We start from the raw sequence: 16303 nt of genomic DNA, 5'->3' as shown, positions 1-16303 counted from the left end.
GTTCGAACCAACGAATCGGCCTGCCTCTCGGGGGTCACAAATCTTCTGGCCGGATCGACCATTCTGCGATTTCTCTATCGATCAATCGCCATTGCTCTAAAAGGTCGGCAAGGTCGGCGCTGTCTACGACCGCATGATCGAGGCCCTCGAATTGGTCACCGAGATATGTGGCGAGGCCCGCACCGCCTTCGTTGGCGAACCACACTCCGACCAGATCCGCGATTTCCTTCAACTGCCTGAGAGTCTTTTCGGCATCGCGAATGTCGAAATCACCAAGCTCCCTGTCCTGCCGACTTTGCTTGTTCCCGGCATGAGCAACATGCGAGTTAACGTGCTCGGCAATTCGATCAAGGCTGGCGAGCCGAGTTTCGATCTTCTCCAATACCGTGGCTGAGATCAGATCGCTCGGGTTACGCCCTGATGGAGACACGCCGCTCAAAACATCGAAATGCCGATGCGCGGCCTGACTTTTCATGAGCTCTGGATCACCCCACACCGGACGCCCATTCGCGGCGACGAGGTGGTCATGTTGTTCTTGATGCAGGCGATCGAGATCGTATTGCGCGTCAAGCACTTTCTCGACGTAGATTCTCCTGGTCAACCAGTTTTGGCTCGCTTTCACGTCGTTGACGACAGATCGGATCGAGTAAACTCCCTTGGGGCCATTGATCGGGGCCTTATCGAGAAGTCGGCGAGTGCCGAGAAGCAGGCTTGACCAGTATCCCTCGGAAACGAGATTGAACATCATCTGGTTAAGCGGGGGTCTCGAGCCTCTCTTCTCATTTGCAAGACGGACGATCCGAACCGTCGTGCGAAAGGCGGCGTAGTTCCAGAGCAGATCCTGAATGGTTCTGTGGATGCCCGTTGTCTCGTCGCGAAAAGCATCCCGCCACGTGGCGATGTGCTGGTCATGCTGCGTCATTAGTTTTCCAAGCCTGAGCGCCAAACTCACCTCATCATACCGGCAGACGCCAACACCGGCGACGGCTATTCGCTTCTGATTCTTCATTCGCGCGGGCTCTTTTTATTGTTCCCGCGAATAAACGCGCATCTTGCCGTGGGCCTGACGGGGGAAGGCCTTCCCCCTGGCCGGCACTATCGTTGCCGGCGCACCCCCTTCAGCGGGGAGACCCCGCAACGCCCCCTGAGAGGGAGAGTGCGGACGGGTTTTCCGTGACGGGTTGAGTGCTGGAGGAGTGGCCTCCGGCGCCCGTCGCGGAGATCATCCCGATGGCCAGACAGGACCGCGCTCGCCCAGGCGGCGCCCGCAGCAATCTCTATGACGACATCACCGACAAGATCATCGCCGAGCTGGAGGAAGGACGGCTTCCCTGGGTCCAGCCTTGGGGGACTGCGGCGAAAGCGCCGCTTGCCATGCCGCGAAACGCCGCGACCTCGCGGCAGTATTCCGGGATCAATGTGCTGATCCTCTGGGGTGCCGTGGTCCAGAACGGCTATCCGACCCAGCATTGGCTCACCTATCGCCAGGCGGCAGCCCTCGGCGGCAATGTCCGTAAGGGCGAGCACGGCACGACGGTCGTCTATGCCGACCGCTTCACCCCGGAAGACGAGAAGCGCCGAGCCCGCGAGACCGGTGAAGAACCGGGACGCGTCCCGTTCCTGAAGCGTTTCACCGTGTTCAACGCGGCGCAATGCGAAGGCTTGCCCGAGGACATCGCTGTCGAGGCACCACCACCACCGCCAGGCATGATCGAGCCGAGGGTCGAGGCGCTGATCTGTGCCACTGGTATCGATTTCCGCATCGGCGGGGATCGCGCCTTCTATGTTCCGGCGCTCGACTATGTCCAGGTGCCGCCACCGGCCGCCTATTTCGAACCGATCAACTGGCACAGGACGGCGCTCCACGAGATGGGTCACGCCACAGGCCATGCCTCGCGCCTGGGGCGGGATTTTTCGGGCAGTTTCGGCACGAAGAAATACGCCTTCGAGGAGCTGGTGGCTGAGATGAACGCGGCCTTCTGCTGCGCCTCGCTCGGCATCGTGCCGACCGTGCGCCATGCCGACTACATCGGCTCCTGGCTGGAGGTGCTGCGCGAGGATAACCGCGCCATTGTCCGCGCGGCCTCACAGGCCAGTAAGGCGGCCGACTGGCTGCTGGCGCATCTGCCGGCCGAAGATGCCGGGGAACCGGATCCGGCTGCAATCGACGGGAGGGTCGCGGCATGATCCTCCTGACCGGAACACAGCGTGACCGGCTTCTGGCCAATGGATGCCAGCGCGGCGGGGATCACATCCCCGTCGTGAAATTCTTCAACCCCTTCGGCGCGGGCGTCTGGCTCGCCACCGAGCTGGATCAGGGCGGCGACATCATGTTCGGCCTGGCCGATATCGGCTACCCCGAACTCGGCTCGTGGAGCCTGGAAGAGCTGCGTGGGGTCCGGTTGCCCTTCGGCATGGGGATCGAGCGGGATCTGCTCTTCACCGGGGATTTCCCGATCTCGGTCTGGGCGGAGGCTGCGTGGGAAACCGGCAGCATCCAGGCGGCGGAACGAGCCCTCTACCGCGCCGGTGCGGCATTCACCCGCACATCCACAGATACGGAAAGCCGGGAATCCTGATTTCCGGTTGCCGGCTTTGTGGCCTGGCGTCGCACTCTTCAGAGGAAGAGGGCGGCGCTTCGCTTCGTGACGGGTTGGAGGTCGAGAGAGTGGCTCCCGGCCGCCCGTCGCGGAGAAATCACCATGGCCAAAGCTGCCAGGAAGAAGCCCGTCGCCCCGATGATCGTCTTTTCACGGGCGCGCGACATTCCGTTCAACCGGATCAGGCTGTCGGACAGCAATGTTCGCGAGGCTGACGTCGAGGCGGGTCTGGACGAACTTACCCATGACATCGACCGGCGCGAGGATCTCGTGCAGGGCCTCAACGTTCGCGCCATCCTCGACGCGGACGGCGTTGAGACCGGCGATTTCGAGACCCCGGCCGGCGGCCGCCGCTACAGGTCCATCGCGCGCCTCGTCGAAGCCGGTCGCTTCCCGGCCGATGGCCTCGTCCCCTGCATCGTCAAGAAGGCCGATGCCAAGACCTCGGCAGTCGACGACTCGCTGGCCGAGAACCTGCTGCGCCTCGCCCTGCATCCGCTCGACCAGTTCAAGGCGTTCAAGCGGATGTTCGACATGGGCATGTCGAAGGAGGAGATCGCCGACGCCTGGCGGACCACGCCGCGCTACATCATGCAGCGCCTTCGTCTCGCGACGGTCGCGCCGGCGCTGCACGACGCCTATGCGCGGAATGAGATGACGCTGGCGATGCTGGAAGCCTTCACCGTCAATCCCGACCACGAGCGCCAGCAGCAGGTCTGGGAGCGGATCAGCACGTCGTGGCAGAAAGAGCCCTGGCACATCCGCAGCCTGCTGACCGAGACCACGGTTCCGGCTGCCGACAAGCGCGCCCGCTTCATCGGCATCGACGCCTATGAGGCGGCGGGCGGCCCGGTGCTGCGCGATCTCTTCTCCGACGAGAACGGCGGTTGGTTGCAGGACGTCACGCTGCTCGACCGCCTGGTTGACGATAAGCTGCGCACTGTCGCCGACGAGATCGCCGGACAGGGCTGGAAGTGGATCGACGCGGCAGTCGAACTTCCCTACGGCTACGCCAACGGCCTGCGCAGGCTGGTCGGTGTGACCCAGGAGCTGACCGACGAGGAGCGCACCGCCCGCGAGGCGCTGCGCGACGAGTATGACGAACTCGAAGCGCAGTATGCAGAAGCCGACGACCTGCCCGATGAGATCGACCAGCGGCTCGGGGAGATCGAAGCCGAGTTGGAAGGCTTCGAGAACCGGCCCGTCACCTTCGCGCCGGAAGACATCGCCCGTGCCGGTGTTTTCGTCAGCATCGACCGCGATGGCGAGTTGATCGTCAGTCCCGGTTATGTCCGCCCCGAGGACGAACAACCCGAGAGCGTCGATGGTGAGGATGCGGGCGAAGGTGCCGACCCGTCCGATCCCGATGCGGTGCAGCGCGCGGTTATCACCGTCGGCGGCGAGCCGGTCCCGGACGGCGATGAAGAGGAGGACGATGCCGTCAAGCCGCTGCCCGAGCGGCTGGTGACCGACCTGACCGCCTGGCGGACGCTGGCGTTGCGCAATGCGCTTGCCGAGAATCCGCGCGTCGCCATGACGGCGCTGCTGCACAAGCTGGTTCTCGATACTTTCGAGCGCACCGCCACCTCGGGAACCAGCCTCTATGCCGCCGTGCGTCACATCTATCTTCCCACGGATGCGACCGGGCTCGCTGACAGCGCCGCCGCGAAGATGATCGACGAGCGCGCGGACGCCTGGCGGGGCGACATCCCCGCTGGCGATGACGACCGGCTCTGGGACTGGATCGACGGTCTCGACGATGCCAGCCGCCTGGCGCTGCTCGCCCATTGCGTCAGTTTCGGGGTCAACGCGCTTTACGAGCGGCCCAACCCCTATTCGGGGAATGGCATCTCGCAGCACGGTCTCGACCGCCGCATGGCCGAGGCCGAACGGCTGGCACAGGCCACCGGCCTCGATCTCGTCGAAGCGGGCTGGAGGCCCACGGTCGAGAACTACCTGGGTCGCGTGACCAAGACCCGCATCATCGAGGCGGTGCGCGAGGGCGCCGGCGATCGCGCGGCCGATCTCATCGCGCATCTCAAGAAGGGCGATATGGCGAAGGAGGCCGAACGGCTCCTGGCCGATACCGGCTGGCTGCCGGAGCCGCTGCGCCCCGCCATCGAGGCGCAGGCCGTGGATGGCGCGACCGATCAGGACGAGGACAGCGTGGCGCTGCCCGACTTCCTCGCCGGTGGCCATGAGGACACGGCCGAGGCCGCCGACGATCCAGAGGCCCTCGTCGCCGCCGAGTGACGCGCAGCAGCGGGGCGGCCTCCGCCGCCCCGCATTCCATCCCTTCCATCTGAAGGCCCGGCATCTCGCCGGGCCGCTTTCGTTTCAGGAGCAAGATCATGTCCGCTTCCCTCATTTTCGACATTGCGCCTCTCGGCTCGCTCGTGGCCTATAGCGACGGCCAGCCGAAACCGCCCGCACGTTTCACCAAGAAGCTCGCCGCGTGGAAATCCCGCAACGGGGCCGGTCGCCTCGTGCGCAAGGAACCGGGCCGCGAGCGCCCGACCTACACGACGCCGCCGTCCTTCACCCTGCATGAGGGTGATTTCGGCGAAGGCGGCATCATCCTCATCACCATCATGCGCAGCTACGGCATCGACAGCGATCTGAGCTTCCGGGTTGTCGAACGCCCGAAGATCGGTCAGGTCCGTGTTGTGCAGGATGTCGGAGAGAACGTCGAATTGCTGCACCTCGCGGAGAACCACGAGGCGGCCGAACTCTGGCTAGCCAGGAACGGCTACAGCCGCGCGCGCCTCGAGGAGATCACCGCCGACGAGGCAGGCGCCGATGCCGTCGAGGGTCGAGCTGCCGCGTGACCATCGCCGATCCCGTTCATCCGGCCCGCTTGTCCCGTGACGGCGGGCCTTCTTCGTTTCAGGAGAACACAATGGCCATTCCCGATCCCGTTCGAACGAACTTCGACACTCTGCTTCGTGCTGCCGATGACGGCAATCTCGCCCTTATGGAATGCCTCGACGCCGCGACCCGTGAGACACGCTATGTCCTGTGCGCGGTCGGCCGCGACGGGGGTGATTACGTCTTCACGCCGTTCGGCCATCTCGCAAGCGGCAACCCCTATGACGCCTATCTGCCGCCGGATCCCGACGATCCTGCCGGCTTTGTCGAGAAGGCCGAAGATGGGGGCGCATCATGATGACGGTCGATGAAATCTTCGCCGATGACCGCCGCAATCCGCCATCGGAGCGCTCGCTTCCCTGGGAGGAAACCCGCAACGGCGTCACCGTCATCGTGGAACCGAAACCGCATTGGGCCGAGGACATGCGCGCCTTCCGGCTCGATGCCCGCGAATACTGCCGCTATGCCGACTGGACGGCCCATGGCGCCCGGACGCGCTTTTTCGGTCATATCGACACCTCCGGCGACGATGTGATGATGAAGGCCCGCGCCATGATCGCCCGCGAAATCGCCGATGGGTTCTGGGACTGACCGGCCCTGAAAGCCGAACCTTGCACACGGGGCTATCGGGTATCGCTGCACAAGCAGCGATGGATCGAGTTCGAGCTTCACCATTGCGCCAACTCCTTGGTGTTGTGGGGGCAACGGGTTCCGTCCCCGGCCTGAAACACACCCTGAATATCCGCCGGCAACGAGGCTGGCGCAGCAAAGCATCTGCGACGGGTTTCCGGCACCGGCTCGACGCAAAGCACCATCCCCCGCTTCCATTCGCTAACCTTGGTCCGACCGTCTCTTTGCATTCAACCCCGGTGGGGTCGGCTTACGCGCGCGTGCCGCCCTCGGGGATTCGGAAAGAATCCGAACGCCCGAGGGTGATTGCAGATCCGGTCAGACACTTCGGGCGCCTGTCGCGCGGGGGATGGTCCCCCGCCTCCAAAGACAGGAGCCGGAACCCATGTCCTACGCAGATGCCACCGCTTTCGCCGCCAGCCTCGCCACCACGCTGATGGTCGTGATCGTCGTGTTCCAGGCCGGGGACGGCACCCACGGCGTTTATCTGAACAGTCAAGCTGTCTCACTGGCATTTCGCTGAGCTCGCCGGCTCCCGGAACAGCGTCTCGATCAGCGGACATTCCCGCCGATTGCCTTCTGTGCATTGGGCCACCACGTCCTTCAGCACTCGCTCCATGCGTTTCAGGTCGGCGATCTTTTCACGCACGTCGTCGAGATGCGCGGCGGCAACGGCGCTTGCCTCGGCGCAGGGCTGGTCGCGCTCGTCGACGAGGCGCAGCAGTTCACGGACTTCATCGAGGGAGAAGCCGAGCTCGCGCGCCCGCAAGACGAAGCGAAGCCGTCGCTCGTGGGTGCTGTCGTAGCTGCGATAGCCGCTCGCCGTGCGCGGCGGCTCCGGCAGGAGGCCGACCTTCTCGTAATAGCGGACCGTCTCCAGATTGCACCCTGTGCGCTGTGCGAGTTCGGCGCGCTTGAGGCCTTTCACGCCAGCGTGATCGCGCATCCAAAAATACCCCTTGACCCTGTAGTTGCTACAGACCGCACATTAGCGCCTGGATAGGTTTTCGACAAGAAGAGCGAGGTCGAACATGAATGCATCCCGACACGGACCAGCAGACGTTGCACCGACTGCGGCAAACCTGACGACGCCAGAGCGAAGCGAGGCCGGGCGACAGCGCCTGGTCGCCGTCGGCGGCATACTCGGCGCCATCGCCGCCTCGTCCTGTTGCATCATTCCGCTCGTCCTGTTCAGCCTCGGCATCGGCGGCGCCTGGATCGGCAATCTGACGGCGCTTGCGCCCTACAAGCCACTGTTTGTCGCCGCAACGGCGGGCATGCTCGGCTACGGCTTCTACCTTGTCTACTGGAAGCCGCGACAGGCCTGTGCCGATGGGGCTGCCTGCACGCGCGCCGTCCCCAGCCGCCTCGTTCAGATCGCGCTCTGGTTCGCGACCGTACTCGTCGCCGCTGCTTTCGCCTTCGACTACGTCGCGCCGCTGCTGCTTTCCGCCTGACACCAAGAGGAGACTACCCCATGAGGAAGAGTTTGAGCGCTTTCACTTTGATCGCGTCGGTGATGACTGCGCCTGCCGCCTTCGCCGCCGAACGCACTGTGACGTTTGCCGTCGACAACATGACCTGCGCCTCGTGCCCCTACATCGTGAAGACCACGATGGCGGCAATCCCCGGTGTCGCGAAGGTGACCGTCTCCTTCGAGGCGAAGTCCGCGACCGTGACCTTCGACGACGCTAAGACGAGCACCGATGCCATCGCAGCCGCCAGCATGAATGCTGGTTATCCGGCCCACCCGACGCAGCAAGGCAGCTAGATGACTGATCGCGCCGTAATCCGCGCAGGTGCCGTTGGCGCCGTCCTCGCCGCGATCTGCTGCGCGGCGCCGCTCCTCGCCGTCGGCCTGTCTCTGGCGGGTCTTGGCACGTGGCTGACAGGTGTGGGTGCAGTGGTGCTTCCCCTGATCGTCGCGGGCTTCGGCTTCGGCGCGTGGGGGCCCCATCATCGCCGGGCAAGAGCCACGGCCTATGAGACGAAGATTCGCAAGGAAGGCGTGAAGCCATGAACGATTGCTGTGCAACCTCCTCCCGGGACAACCCGGCCGTTTCTCAGCCCGCGACACTGGCGAGCTTTGCCGTTCGACCGGGCGTAACGTTTCCGGATTGGTCGGCGGTCACGTCGCCTGTGGTCAAGAACGCTCTGCAGGCGATGGTCGGGTCCGACCACGTGCTCAATCGCTGGAGCGGTTACGATCCCGCCACCGACAGGGTGCGTGTTGCGTTGCTCCGACTCTACGCCGACCACGGGGGTGCCCCGACCATAAGCGCGCTTGCGGAGCGTACAAAACTCAGTGAGATGGTCATCCGGCCACTGCTCGACGAGCTCCGCCGGCGCGACCTCGTCGTTCTCGATGGCGAGCTGATCGTCGGCGCCTATCCGTTCAGCGATCATAACACCGGCCATCGGGTCACTCTGGACGGACGCACGCTGAATGCAATGTGCGCGGTCGACGCGCTGGGCATCGGTGCCATGACCGATCGCGACACCGCGATCGCCTCGCCCTGCGGCCATTGCGGCGCACTGATCCGGATCACCACGCAGGACCGAGGGCGGGCACTCGCCGACGTCGAGCCACAGTCGGCCGTCATGTGGCAGAGCGTCCGTTATGAAGGCGGCTGCGCCGCGAGCTCGCTCTGCGCGACGACCGCTTTTTTCTGCTCGGACGAGCATCTTTCCGCCTGGCGCGACGAACGTTCCACCGACGAGCCAGGTTTCCGGCTGTCGATCGAGGAAGGACTGGAAGCCGGCCGTGCTCTGTTCGGGCCGAGCCTCGCTGGTCTCGATGTGGCGTCGAAGAGCCTGGTGGTCGCCAACCGACCCTTGCGCACAAACGGTCGCAATGGAGGCGCTTACGATCTCGTCGTCATCGGCGCCGGCTCGGCCGGCTTCTCGGCCTCGATCACGGCCGCCGATCAGGGCGCACAGGTGGCGCTCATCGGCAGTGGCACCATCGGCGGCACCTGCGTCAATGTCGGCTGCGTGCCGTCGAAGACCCTGATCCGCGCGGCCGAGACGCTTCATAACGCTCGCGTGGCGGCACGTTTTGCCGGCATTACTGCTGAAGCCGAACTGACAGACTGGCGCGGAACCGTTCGTCAGAAGGACACGCTCGTGTCTGGGCTGCGCCAGGCCAAATACGCGGACCTGCTCCCCGCGTACAATGGTATCGCCTATCGCGACGGGCCGGCTCGCCTCCTCGACGGCGGTGTCGAAGTTGACGGCGCGCGTATTGCCGCTGGCAAGATCATTATCGCAACCGGCGCGCGGCCGGCAGTTCCTGCTATTCCTGGCCTCGAGACCGTACCGTATCTCACCAGTACGACGGCGCTCGACCTCGAGGAACTGCCGCGATCGCTGCTGGTGATCGGCGGCGGTTATATCGGCGCGGAGCTCGCCCAGATGTTCGCCCGTGCCGGCGTCAAGGTGACCCTCGTCTGCCGGTCCCGACTGCTCCCCGAGGCCGAGCCCGAGATCGGCGCGGCGCTCACGGGGTATTTCGAGGATGAAGGCATCACCGTTATCTCCGGCATCGCTTACCGCGCGATCCGCAAAACCGAGGGCCGAGCGTCACTGACCGTCACGCGTGACGGTCACGATGTCCAGATCGACGCCGATCAGGTGCTGATCACCACGGGCCGCACGCCCAACATCGAAGGCCTTGGGCTGGCCGAGCACGGGATCACCGTCTCGGCGAAGGGCGGCATCGTTGTCGACGACCGCATGCGCACGACCAAGGCTGGCGTCTATGCCGCCGGCGACGTCACCGGCCGCGACCAGTTCGTCTACATGGCCGCCTATGGCGCCAAGCTCGCCGCCAAGAACGCCCTCAATGGCGACAGCCTGCGCTACGATAACAGCGCCATGCCCGCTATCGTCTTCACCGATCCGCAGGTCGCAAGCGTAGGTCTCACCGAGGCGGCGGCGCGTGCGGCCGGGCATGAGATCCGCGTTTCGACGATCGGTCTCGATCAGGTGCCGCGCGCACTCGCCGCCCGCGACACTCGTGGGCTTATCAAGCTCGTGGCCGATGCTGCTGGCGGTCGTTTGCTCGGCGCCCACATCCTCGCGCCGGAAGGTGCCGACAGCATTCAGACCGCGGCTCTCGCGATCCGCCAGGGTCTCACCGTCGATGACCTCGCGGACACGATCTTTCCTTACCTCACCACGGTCGAGGGGCTGAAGCTCGCAGCACTTTCGTTCGGCAAGGACATCGCCAAACTCTCCTGCTGCGCCGGGTGAGCACAATCGGCGTCAAGGGCGTTTCCTGCCGATGATCGGTATGACGTCGGCGGTGCGGTTATCGCGCCGCCGTTCCATAAGCTGGCACAGCGCGCGGACTTGACGATGCTGGGCGAGCACGGTTTCGACGGCGCGCCGCTCCTGTTCGGCCCGGGCCGTCCCCGCCGGCCGATCCGTCGCGTTGCGCCGGGCTCTCGACTCGGCAACTGCATGGCGGAAGGCTTCCAGCACCTCGGAAGCGCGGTTCGCGGTCGCGCGACTGACACCTGCCTCGATGGCCAGATTCACAACCGTCAGCCTGCCATCAGCCACGCGGGGGCACCCATAAAGGAGGCGCGCCATCGCCTCACGAAGCGCCTGTTCCGTGGCTGCACTGACCGGCTTCATGATGTGCGTTCCTTCAACGGCGCGATGAGCCTGCGTTTTCTGTCGTTGTCCAGGCGCAGCGCTTCGCGTTGCAGCGGGGAGAGACGCTTGTCGGCGAGAAGATCCTCCGCCTGTGCAATGGAGGCTTCCCATGGCGGGAGATGTCGCTCGACGAGGCAGGCGTTGGGACATCGGTCGGGCGCGCATCGCGACAGGACCGGCACCGAGGCTGAAGGTTTCTCAGACTCCCGCAGGCAGAGCGCCGTCAATGGGTCGAAGAAGCAGTCGTTCAGATATCCGACATGCAGCGTGCGCGCCAGATGCGCCAGCATCGCCTTCAGGCGCTTGCGATCGGCCAGTTGCCCCGGAAGCGGGCCGAGTTCGCGGCCGACCCGCTCCAGTTCCACGCCGACGCGCTTACCGGCGGGTCCGCCTGGACCGTGACCGCGTCGATGGTTTTCGAAGTAGTCGATGATGTCGTCGAGTTGTCCGAGCGCCAGTTCCTGTTCGACCTCCTGCCTGAAGCCGGATGCGGACGAGCCGGCATAGCCGTTGAACATGGCCACGGAGGCGTGCTTGTACTGGATTTTGCCGGCGACAACCCCGAAGGGCCGGTTCGCGATGTACCAGGCCAGCGTTCGCCTGAACTGACGGGTGTTGAAGCGCCAGACGTCTTCTCCCACTCGGGGGATCACAGGACTATCGTCCGCGCCATATCGCTCATCGAGATGTTCTCGGAATTGGTTGATCTTCTTGGCGATGAGTATCGGCGTCTCGGCATTGTTCGTCTCGCGGTCGTCAAGGGCAAGCCATAGCCGCTCTGTCCCCGCATTCCGGCGGAATCGTTCCGAAAGACGCTCGGCAACCCGGATCGCCTGGACGGCGGCCTCGATGGTGATCCATTCGACCTGTTCGCCGCGAGCGCCGCGATCCTTCCAGGTCACGCCCTCGATCGCCAGCCTTTCTGTTCGCCCGTCCCGGTCGAGATTCCGTTTCAGGCAGCCGGATCGCAGCGACTGCACCTCACCGTCGCGCATGCCCGTCAGATAGCAACACACGATATAGGCGGCCGTCTGCAGGTGCCGTTCTTCCCGCGCCAGGCTGATGGCATCGAAGCGCTCCCACCACGGTCGCCCCGTGTCGGGATCCGGGGAGATCGGCGTGTCCATCCCGCCCACCTCGAACCCAAGCTCGTCGACAGCATCATGAACCATCGACAACAGGGCCGGATCTTTGTGGACGGTGGTGAGATGCAGCCCGCATTGCATCGTCAGGAGCTTCAGATTGATGACCTCGCCATCAAACCTGCCGCCCCGCGACAATCTGCCGGTCAGCCCCCCGATCGAAAGAGGTCTTTCCCAGACAGGAATGCCTCTTCCTTCCTCGCGACGCTTGTCGATCCAGGAGGCCAGCATTACCGCGGGCCGCGTGTGGCGGGCGCGCGAGCGTGCTGCGAACCGGCTGTTCAGTGCATCGGCTTCAGCCCGGGCAGTGAAGATGTCGTCGCAGAGGTGCTCGACATATTTCAAGGCCCATCGCAGCATTGCGCCGATGACCGGCTCCGGGATGCGCGCGGTCCGGTTTTCCGAACAGCGCGTTCCCTGGCCGGTTGCCCGATAGACCGGTCGGCCGCGCCACGGGGTGAAGGTGATGCCACCGCACGTCAGATAGGGCGCCAGGCGATGAAGCTGGACGATGGGCCTGAGGCACACACCCACGCGCCCCGGCGTGATCGGCCGCGCCCGGTGATGGGTCGCGTATGCATCGATCAAATCCTGATCGACGTTTGCCAGATCGAGCTTGCCGATCCGCGAGCGCACGAAGTCCAGGAACCGGCGCAGCGTCGCAAGCGCAGTATGGCCGGAGACTGGCCGCAACCGCGGCTCACCGTCGGCGCGCCGTTCATTCATCCAGGCATAGATGTATTCCTTCGCAAGCAACCGCTCTGCCGCGCAGGGGATCACGCCGAAGTCGACCGTTCGAAAGGCCTTTCTGGCCATGTTGAACATCGCCGGCGCCATATCCCAGACATCATCGCCGAACCGCGAGAGCGCCGCTCGGTCGGTACCATCCCTGAGAGGCATCGAAGCCAAAACGATGTCGTCATCGACCCTGAGGCGTGAGACGGCACGCTCATCGTTCAAAGGAGAGGTAGTGGTCATGAGCCGTAAGCCTCCGGCGGAAGATAGAGCAACCGCGCCGAGGATTCTGCCGCCTCAACCCGTGCGCCTCCGACGACGGAGGACGGGAACATCGGCAGAATTTGCTCCGTGATCCTGCGGTATGGCCGATCGAATTTCTCGTTCCAGTCGCCAGAAGGCAACGCCTCCCGCAGCTCGTCCATGAACGCCTGGAACGCGATCAGCGCCGGTAGTTTCCGTGCGGTAATGACCGCGTTGGAGCATTCCAGGCACCCCCAGAACGGCGTCGGACAGGCTTCGCCTTCCCGACCGAAAGGGCTGACGCGGAAGTTGCTGCACGCCGCCAGCCAAAGATCCTGCTCTCCGTCCAGGAGCGGGCCGATCTTTTCCGACGGCACCGGCAGCCCGGTCGCGTCGGCTGAGGTTCGCAGCCGGGCTTCATCCGCGGGCACAACGATCCAAGGTCGCAGAGCCGGCGCCATCGCGTCGGTCAGTGCCTCGACTATCGTCTGCTCATGCAGATGCCGAAGGGCGGGGATGTCGGCATAATGGTTGGCCGCCACCGCTACCGTGTGGCCGACGGCAAAGTTCTCCAACTGCCCTCCGGTCCGCTTATACCAGTCAGCCTTCTGGGTCTTGCGCAGCCTGGAGAGATTGAGCGCCAGCGATTTTCCGGCGTCATCGACGATTCCGTACTTCTCGACAAACGCGGCCACGCAGGTCCCCAGCTTTTTCGGCGACGACAGGCGCCCCGGCTTCCAGGTGATCCAGAGCTTGCTCGATCCAGTGTGCTGCCGAGCCTTTTCCGTCAGCTTGATCGCCAGCCGCAGGACGGCTCCGGGCGTCTCCCGTCCGCCATCGCGGACACGCAAGCGCTTCCACTGGGCATGATGCGCGCGCCGCTTTCGATACTCGATCTCGACATAACCCCGGTTGGGATTGCGCAAGCAGTCAGCCTCAAGCCCACGCAGCGCTTCGATCTCCATGCCGGTCGTCAAGGACAGCCAGACGAGGAAGCCGACGACATCGTACCGGGTCAGATGGAAGCCGGCATGCAGTTCCTCGACCGGAGGCGGCTCGAGCCCGCATCTATGAGCGTGGTAGCGCAGATTGTCGAACAGCGCGCCTTCCCCGGCGACTACTCCCGCCGTCACAATCTGTTCGACCACTAGGTCATAGCGACGGCGCAATTCTGGATCACGGCCTACATCCAGAAGTGGGGGAGGCAGAGCCTCGCCCGTCGCTATCCGGTCGCGAGCCTCGATGATCTGGCGCATCGCTGCCTGCAGCAACGTCGAGGCAATCCTCCCACTGTAGGCATCGCGCGGCTTTGAGACGCCGTGCTCGCCGTGACCGATGTATTTCAGGCGCAACAGTGTTTCGGGCGGAAGCCTTTCAGGATTGAGCTCGGCGGCGACGCGCAGCACCCCGATCAGAGCACCGAGCACATTGCGCTGATTGGGTCGCTCGCCGCCGTTCTGCTCCAGCCAGTCCTCATAGGCATTGATTACCGCCGGAGTTAAGTCGTCGAGACGACGAGGTTTTACCGACGCCCCTTCCAGGAACAGCCAGAACCGCCGCAGACGGCGGATAAAGGTGCCTGCGGTTTTCCAGAGTGGTGCCGGCCCCATCCGGTGGAGATACTCCTGCAGGAATGGCGCAACCTCATGGGTCAGCGCCGTCAGCGGCCAGGAAGACAGATTGACGTCGATCCTCCCGGCATCTTCCGTCCGAAGGACGAAGACGAGCGGATTTTGCGGATTTTCCTCTTGAGTGTCGAACAATTCGATTCCAACTGGGAAGGTGGCACGACGACCGCGTTTCATCACAGGGGTCCACCAGCATTAACGCGCAGTTCCCAGGCCTCGACCGCAGCGTCGATCATTTCCTGGCTTTCTTCCATGCAATCCAGGTAGATGTGAGTGCTTTCGATGCGGCTATGGCCCAGCAAACGCTGCAACTTCAGAAGAGGATCGCCAATCAAGCGGCGGTACGCCGCGCCGATATGGGATCGGCGTTCGTCGAGTACCCATCCGATCTGTTCACGCACGAGCAGCGACAGCATATGAACCGCAAAGGTGTGGCGCATCATGTGCGGAGTGACGTCGAGGTCGATCCCGAACCGCCTGCACCGTACGCTTGCCCTCCGGAAGACCACCTCCCAAGCGGCCGGGGGCATGGGCCGCGCCCCTTCCGCCAGCCAAAGACACAATGGTTCGGATGTTTCCGCCCATACCAAGCGGCTGCGTTCGCGCGGCGCCAGCACGTCGACACTGGCTCGAACTGTGTCCTTTTCCAGAAGGAGCCTTCCCCGATCGTGGCTGACGACACGGATCGGATGTTCGATTGACCTATTGCGCGGTTGCGAAAGGCGCATGAGGACATTGGTCCGTTCCAACGCCGCGTATTCATGCAGACGCTTCAGCACGCGCTCGGGCAAGCGGATCTCGCGCCCCTTGCTACCCTTGGCAATGGCCGGCGCCAGTCGGAAAGATCGGCTCCTCAATGCACCGACCGGCTCCGTCCTCGGGAACTCGATCCAGAGCAGACTTGCCGCTTCCTGGAGCCGCAGGCCCGTCGTGACGAGCAATTCGGCGAACAACGCATTGCGCTCGCTGTTGCGGCCCTGCCAGGTGGGATCCTCGCTCCCGTCTGGAAGACGACCACGCAAGCCGATCTCGCGAAACAGGAGATACCGATCCAGGGAAAGGAACCGGATATCGCGTGTCCGTGCGCCGCGCTCGGTGGCAACATTGGCAGCGACCGCTATGGCCCCGCCGCCGTTCGTCCGTCGCCATGATTGCCGATAGGTGAAAGGCGATTTGGCGATCATTCCCTCTTCAAGAGCCCATCGGTAAAGCTTGTCGAGCGCTGCTACCGACCGGTTCCAGCTCGCGGCCGAGATGCGCGCCGGAGGAAGCGCCAGACGTCGCGCCGCATGGAAGGCTGCGACATCGTGCCGATCAGCCGCCCAGAGGGCTCTGTTGTCTCGGCGCTCGGCAAGAAAGCGCATCCAGATCAGGATATCCCAACCATAGGCGCGCAAGCTGTTGGGCGAACGAACCCCCAACGTGGGGCAAGCTCGAAAGAACCGGTTCAGGTCGTGATCGTAGCTGTCGTCATCGCCAAGAATGAACGGCATGCCGTCCACGAGGTTCAGCTTCTCGGCGGCTGCGACTTCATCCACCGACAGCCTGTGGACGACGCCATCAACCGTAACAGACTGCCGCAGCGTCGAAAGATCCGTGAAGAAGAGCTGGGGCATCCTGTTCTCCTCGGCCGCGATTTTCCCGCCGGGACGGGCTCGAGCCCGTCCCGGCGGGAAAATCGCATCGCCTCACCTCAAGCGAAGGGGAATGTCGTCAACGTTGATCGTGTGCTGCGAACGTCACAGCGGTAAGACAGAACACAGAGTCAGGATAACGGCGCCATGCCCGCCGACGA

General features: G+C 64.2%; 17 protein-coding genes. 11 read left to right on the top strand and 6 right to left on the bottom strand.

Annotated elements, in window-relative coordinates; translation table 11 throughout:
* Window positions 1-34 precede the first annotated feature (34 nt).
* The gene (locus OHI65_RS01995) at window positions 35-1009 is read right to left on the bottom strand and encodes a hypothetical protein (protein ID WP_012092591.1); all 975 of its coding nucleotides are present in this window, start codon (window positions 1007-1009) and stop codon (window positions 35-37) included.
* Between the two features lie 221 nt (window positions 1010-1230).
* On the opposite strand from OHI65_RS01995, the gene OHI65_RS01990 reads away from it, so the two are divergent.
* The 7 genes from OHI65_RS01990 (at window position 1231) to OHI65_RS01960 (ending at window position 6621) form a co-directional block, all read left to right on the top strand.
* Window positions 1231-2187: an ArdC family protein gene (locus OHI65_RS01990; RefSeq protein WP_036749324.1), complete on the top strand. Its 957-nt coding sequence runs from the start codon at window positions 1231-1233 to the stop codon at window positions 2185-2187.
* Complete coding sequence (locus tag OHI65_RS01985) at window positions 2184-2579, top strand: DUF2958 domain-containing protein (RefSeq protein ID WP_012092593.1); 396 nt, start codon at window positions 2184-2186, stop codon at window positions 2577-2579. The genes OHI65_RS01990 and OHI65_RS01985 overlap by 4 nt, the downstream gene beginning before the upstream one ends.
* Before the next feature lie 123 nt (window positions 2580-2702).
* Window positions 2703-4853 (top strand): ParB/RepB/Spo0J family partition protein, encoded by a 2151-nt coding sequence (locus tag OHI65_RS01980; protein ID WP_012092594.1) that lies wholly within the window; start codon window positions 2703-2705, stop codon window positions 4851-4853.
* A gap of 98 nt (window positions 4854-4951) precedes the next feature.
* On the top strand, window positions 4952-5428 hold the full coding sequence (locus tag OHI65_RS01975; protein ID WP_012092595.1) for a hypothetical protein: 477 nt from the start codon (window positions 4952-4954) through the stop codon (window positions 5426-5428).
* A gap of 71 nt (window positions 5429-5499) precedes the next feature.
* A complete protein-coding gene (locus OHI65_RS01970; RefSeq protein ID WP_012092596.1) occupies window positions 5500-5766 on the top strand; it encodes a DUF6117 family protein in 267 nt (88 codons plus the stop codon).
* Window positions 5763-6059 (top strand): hypothetical protein, encoded by a 297-nt coding sequence (locus OHI65_RS01965; RefSeq protein ID WP_012092597.1) that lies wholly within the window; start codon window positions 5763-5765, stop codon window positions 6057-6059. The genes OHI65_RS01970 and OHI65_RS01965 overlap by 4 nt, the downstream gene beginning before the upstream one ends.
* Window positions 6060-6483: 424 nt before the next feature.
* Entirely contained in the window at window positions 6484-6621 is a 138-nt protein-coding gene (locus tag OHI65_RS01960) for a hypothetical protein (RefSeq protein ID WP_166436082.1), read from the top strand.
* Here OHI65_RS01960 and OHI65_RS01955 read toward each other — a convergent pair.
* Complete coding sequence (locus OHI65_RS01955; protein ID WP_012092599.1) at window positions 6604-7044, bottom strand: MerR family transcriptional regulator; 441 nt, start codon at window positions 7042-7044, stop codon at window positions 6604-6606. The genes OHI65_RS01960 and OHI65_RS01955 overlap by 18 nt on opposite strands.
* An 85-nt stretch (window positions 7045-7129) precedes the next feature.
* Between OHI65_RS01955 and OHI65_RS01950 the strand changes: the two genes are divergently transcribed.
* Genes OHI65_RS01950 through merBA form a run of 4 tightly spaced genes read left to right on the top strand, consistent with a single transcriptional unit; the run spans window position 7130 to window position 10352 of the window.
* Window positions 7130-7555: a mercuric transporter MerT family protein gene (locus OHI65_RS01950; RefSeq protein ID WP_012092600.1), complete on the top strand. Its 426-nt coding sequence runs from the start codon at window positions 7130-7132 to the stop codon at window positions 7553-7555.
* A 20-nt stretch (window positions 7556-7575) separates the two neighbouring features.
* Window positions 7576-7869, top strand: a complete 294-nt coding sequence (locus OHI65_RS01945; RefSeq protein ID WP_012092601.1) for a heavy-metal-associated domain-containing protein — start codon at window positions 7576-7578, stop codon at window positions 7867-7869.
* Window positions 7870-8118 carry a hypothetical protein gene (locus tag OHI65_RS01940; protein ID WP_012092602.1) on the top strand — a complete coding sequence of 83 codons (249 nt, stop codon included), beginning with the start codon at window positions 7870-7872 and terminating at the stop codon, window positions 8116-8118. It abuts the gene before it with no gap.
* Window positions 8115-10352 (top strand): bifunctional organomercurial lyase/mercury(II) reductase MerBA, encoded by a 2238-nt coding sequence (gene merBA / locus OHI65_RS01935; protein ID WP_012092603.1) that lies wholly within the window; start codon window positions 8115-8117, stop codon window positions 10350-10352. The genes OHI65_RS01940 and merBA overlap by 4 nt, the downstream gene beginning before the upstream one ends.
* Window positions 10353-10364: 12 nt before the next feature.
* Here merBA and OHI65_RS01930 read toward each other — a convergent pair whose 3' ends face one another.
* From OHI65_RS01930 to OHI65_RS01915, 4 genes are read right to left on the bottom strand one after another with little or no spacing between them, the layout of a single operon-like run.
* Window positions 10365-10739 (bottom strand): hypothetical protein, encoded by a 375-nt coding sequence (locus OHI65_RS01930; RefSeq protein WP_012092604.1) that lies wholly within the window; start codon window positions 10737-10739, stop codon window positions 10365-10367.
* Window positions 10736-12880 (bottom strand): hypothetical protein, encoded by a 2145-nt coding sequence (locus tag OHI65_RS01925; RefSeq protein ID WP_264358722.1) that lies wholly within the window; start codon window positions 12878-12880, stop codon window positions 10736-10738. The genes OHI65_RS01930 and OHI65_RS01925 overlap by 4 nt, the downstream gene beginning before the upstream one ends.
* Window positions 12877-14685: a hypothetical protein gene (locus tag OHI65_RS01920; RefSeq protein ID WP_012092606.1), complete on the bottom strand. Its 1809-nt coding sequence runs from the start codon at window positions 14683-14685 to the stop codon at window positions 12877-12879. The genes OHI65_RS01925 and OHI65_RS01920 overlap by 4 nt, the downstream gene beginning before the upstream one ends.
* On the bottom strand, window positions 14685-16124 hold the full coding sequence (locus tag OHI65_RS01915; protein ID WP_012092607.1) for a tyrosine-type recombinase/integrase: 1440 nt from the start codon (window positions 16122-16124) through the stop codon (window positions 14685-14687). Before OHI65_RS01915 ends, OHI65_RS01920 begins: the two co-directional genes overlap by 1 nt.
* Between the last annotated feature and the right edge of the window lie 179 nt (window positions 16125-16303).

The sequence above is a fragment of the Brucella sp. MAB-22 genome (assembly GCF_025908475.1).
Classification (GTDB): domain Bacteria; phylum Pseudomonadota; class Alphaproteobacteria; order Rhizobiales; family Rhizobiaceae; genus Brucella; species Brucella anthropi.
The sequence above is the reverse complement of the archived record's forward strand: the minus strand, read 5'-3'. Positions and strand labels throughout refer to the sequence as shown.

Excerpts from the sequence above, each read along its gene's own strand:
- OHI65_RS01995 (WP_012092591.1), bottom strand. The coding sequence starts at position 1,009 with ATGAAGAATCAGAAGCGAATAGCCGTCGCCGGTGTTGGCGTCTGCCGG.
- OHI65_RS01990 (WP_036749324.1), top strand. The coding sequence starts at position 1,231 with ATGGCCAGACAGGACCGCGCTCGCCCAGGCGGCGCCCGCAGCAATCTC.
- OHI65_RS01985 (WP_012092593.1), top strand. The coding sequence starts at position 2,184 with ATGATCCTCCTGACCGGAACACAGCGTGACCGGCTTCTGGCCAATGGA.
- OHI65_RS01980 (WP_012092594.1), top strand. The coding sequence starts at position 2,703 with ATGGCCAAAGCTGCCAGGAAGAAGCCCGTCGCCCCGATGATCGTCTTT.
- OHI65_RS01975 (WP_012092595.1), top strand. The coding sequence starts at position 4,952 with ATGTCCGCTTCCCTCATTTTCGACATTGCGCCTCTCGGCTCGCTCGTG.
- OHI65_RS01970 (WP_012092596.1), top strand. The coding sequence starts at position 5,500 with ATGGCCATTCCCGATCCCGTTCGAACGAACTTCGACACTCTGCTTCGT.
- OHI65_RS01965 (WP_012092597.1), top strand. The coding sequence starts at position 5,763 with ATGATGACGGTCGATGAAATCTTCGCCGATGACCGCCGCAATCCGCCA.
- OHI65_RS01960 (WP_166436082.1), top strand. The coding sequence starts at position 6,484 with ATGTCCTACGCAGATGCCACCGCTTTCGCCGCCAGCCTCGCCACCACG.
- OHI65_RS01955 (WP_012092599.1), bottom strand. The coding sequence starts at position 7,044 with ATGCGCGATCACGCTGGCGTGAAAGGCCTCAAGCGCGCCGAACTCGCA.
- OHI65_RS01950 (WP_012092600.1), top strand. The coding sequence starts at position 7,130 with ATGAATGCATCCCGACACGGACCAGCAGACGTTGCACCGACTGCGGCA.
- OHI65_RS01945 (WP_012092601.1), top strand. The coding sequence starts at position 7,576 with ATGAGGAAGAGTTTGAGCGCTTTCACTTTGATCGCGTCGGTGATGACT.
- OHI65_RS01940 (WP_012092602.1), top strand. The coding sequence starts at position 7,870 with ATGACTGATCGCGCCGTAATCCGCGCAGGTGCCGTTGGCGCCGTCCTC.
- merBA (WP_012092603.1), top strand. The coding sequence starts at position 8,115 with ATGAACGATTGCTGTGCAACCTCCTCCCGGGACAACCCGGCCGTTTCT.
- OHI65_RS01930 (WP_012092604.1), bottom strand. The coding sequence starts at position 10,739 with ATGAAGCCGGTCAGTGCAGCCACGGAACAGGCGCTTCGTGAGGCGATG.
- OHI65_RS01925 (WP_264358722.1), bottom strand. The coding sequence starts at position 12,880 with ATGACCACTACCTCTCCTTTGAACGATGAGCGTGCCGTCTCACGCCTC.
- OHI65_RS01920 (WP_012092606.1), bottom strand. The coding sequence starts at position 14,685 with ATGAAACGCGGTCGTCGTGCCACCTTCCCAGTTGGAATCGAATTGTTC.
- OHI65_RS01915 (WP_012092607.1), bottom strand. The coding sequence starts at position 16,124 with ATGCCCCAGCTCTTCTTCACGGATCTTTCGACGCTGCGGCAGTCTGTT.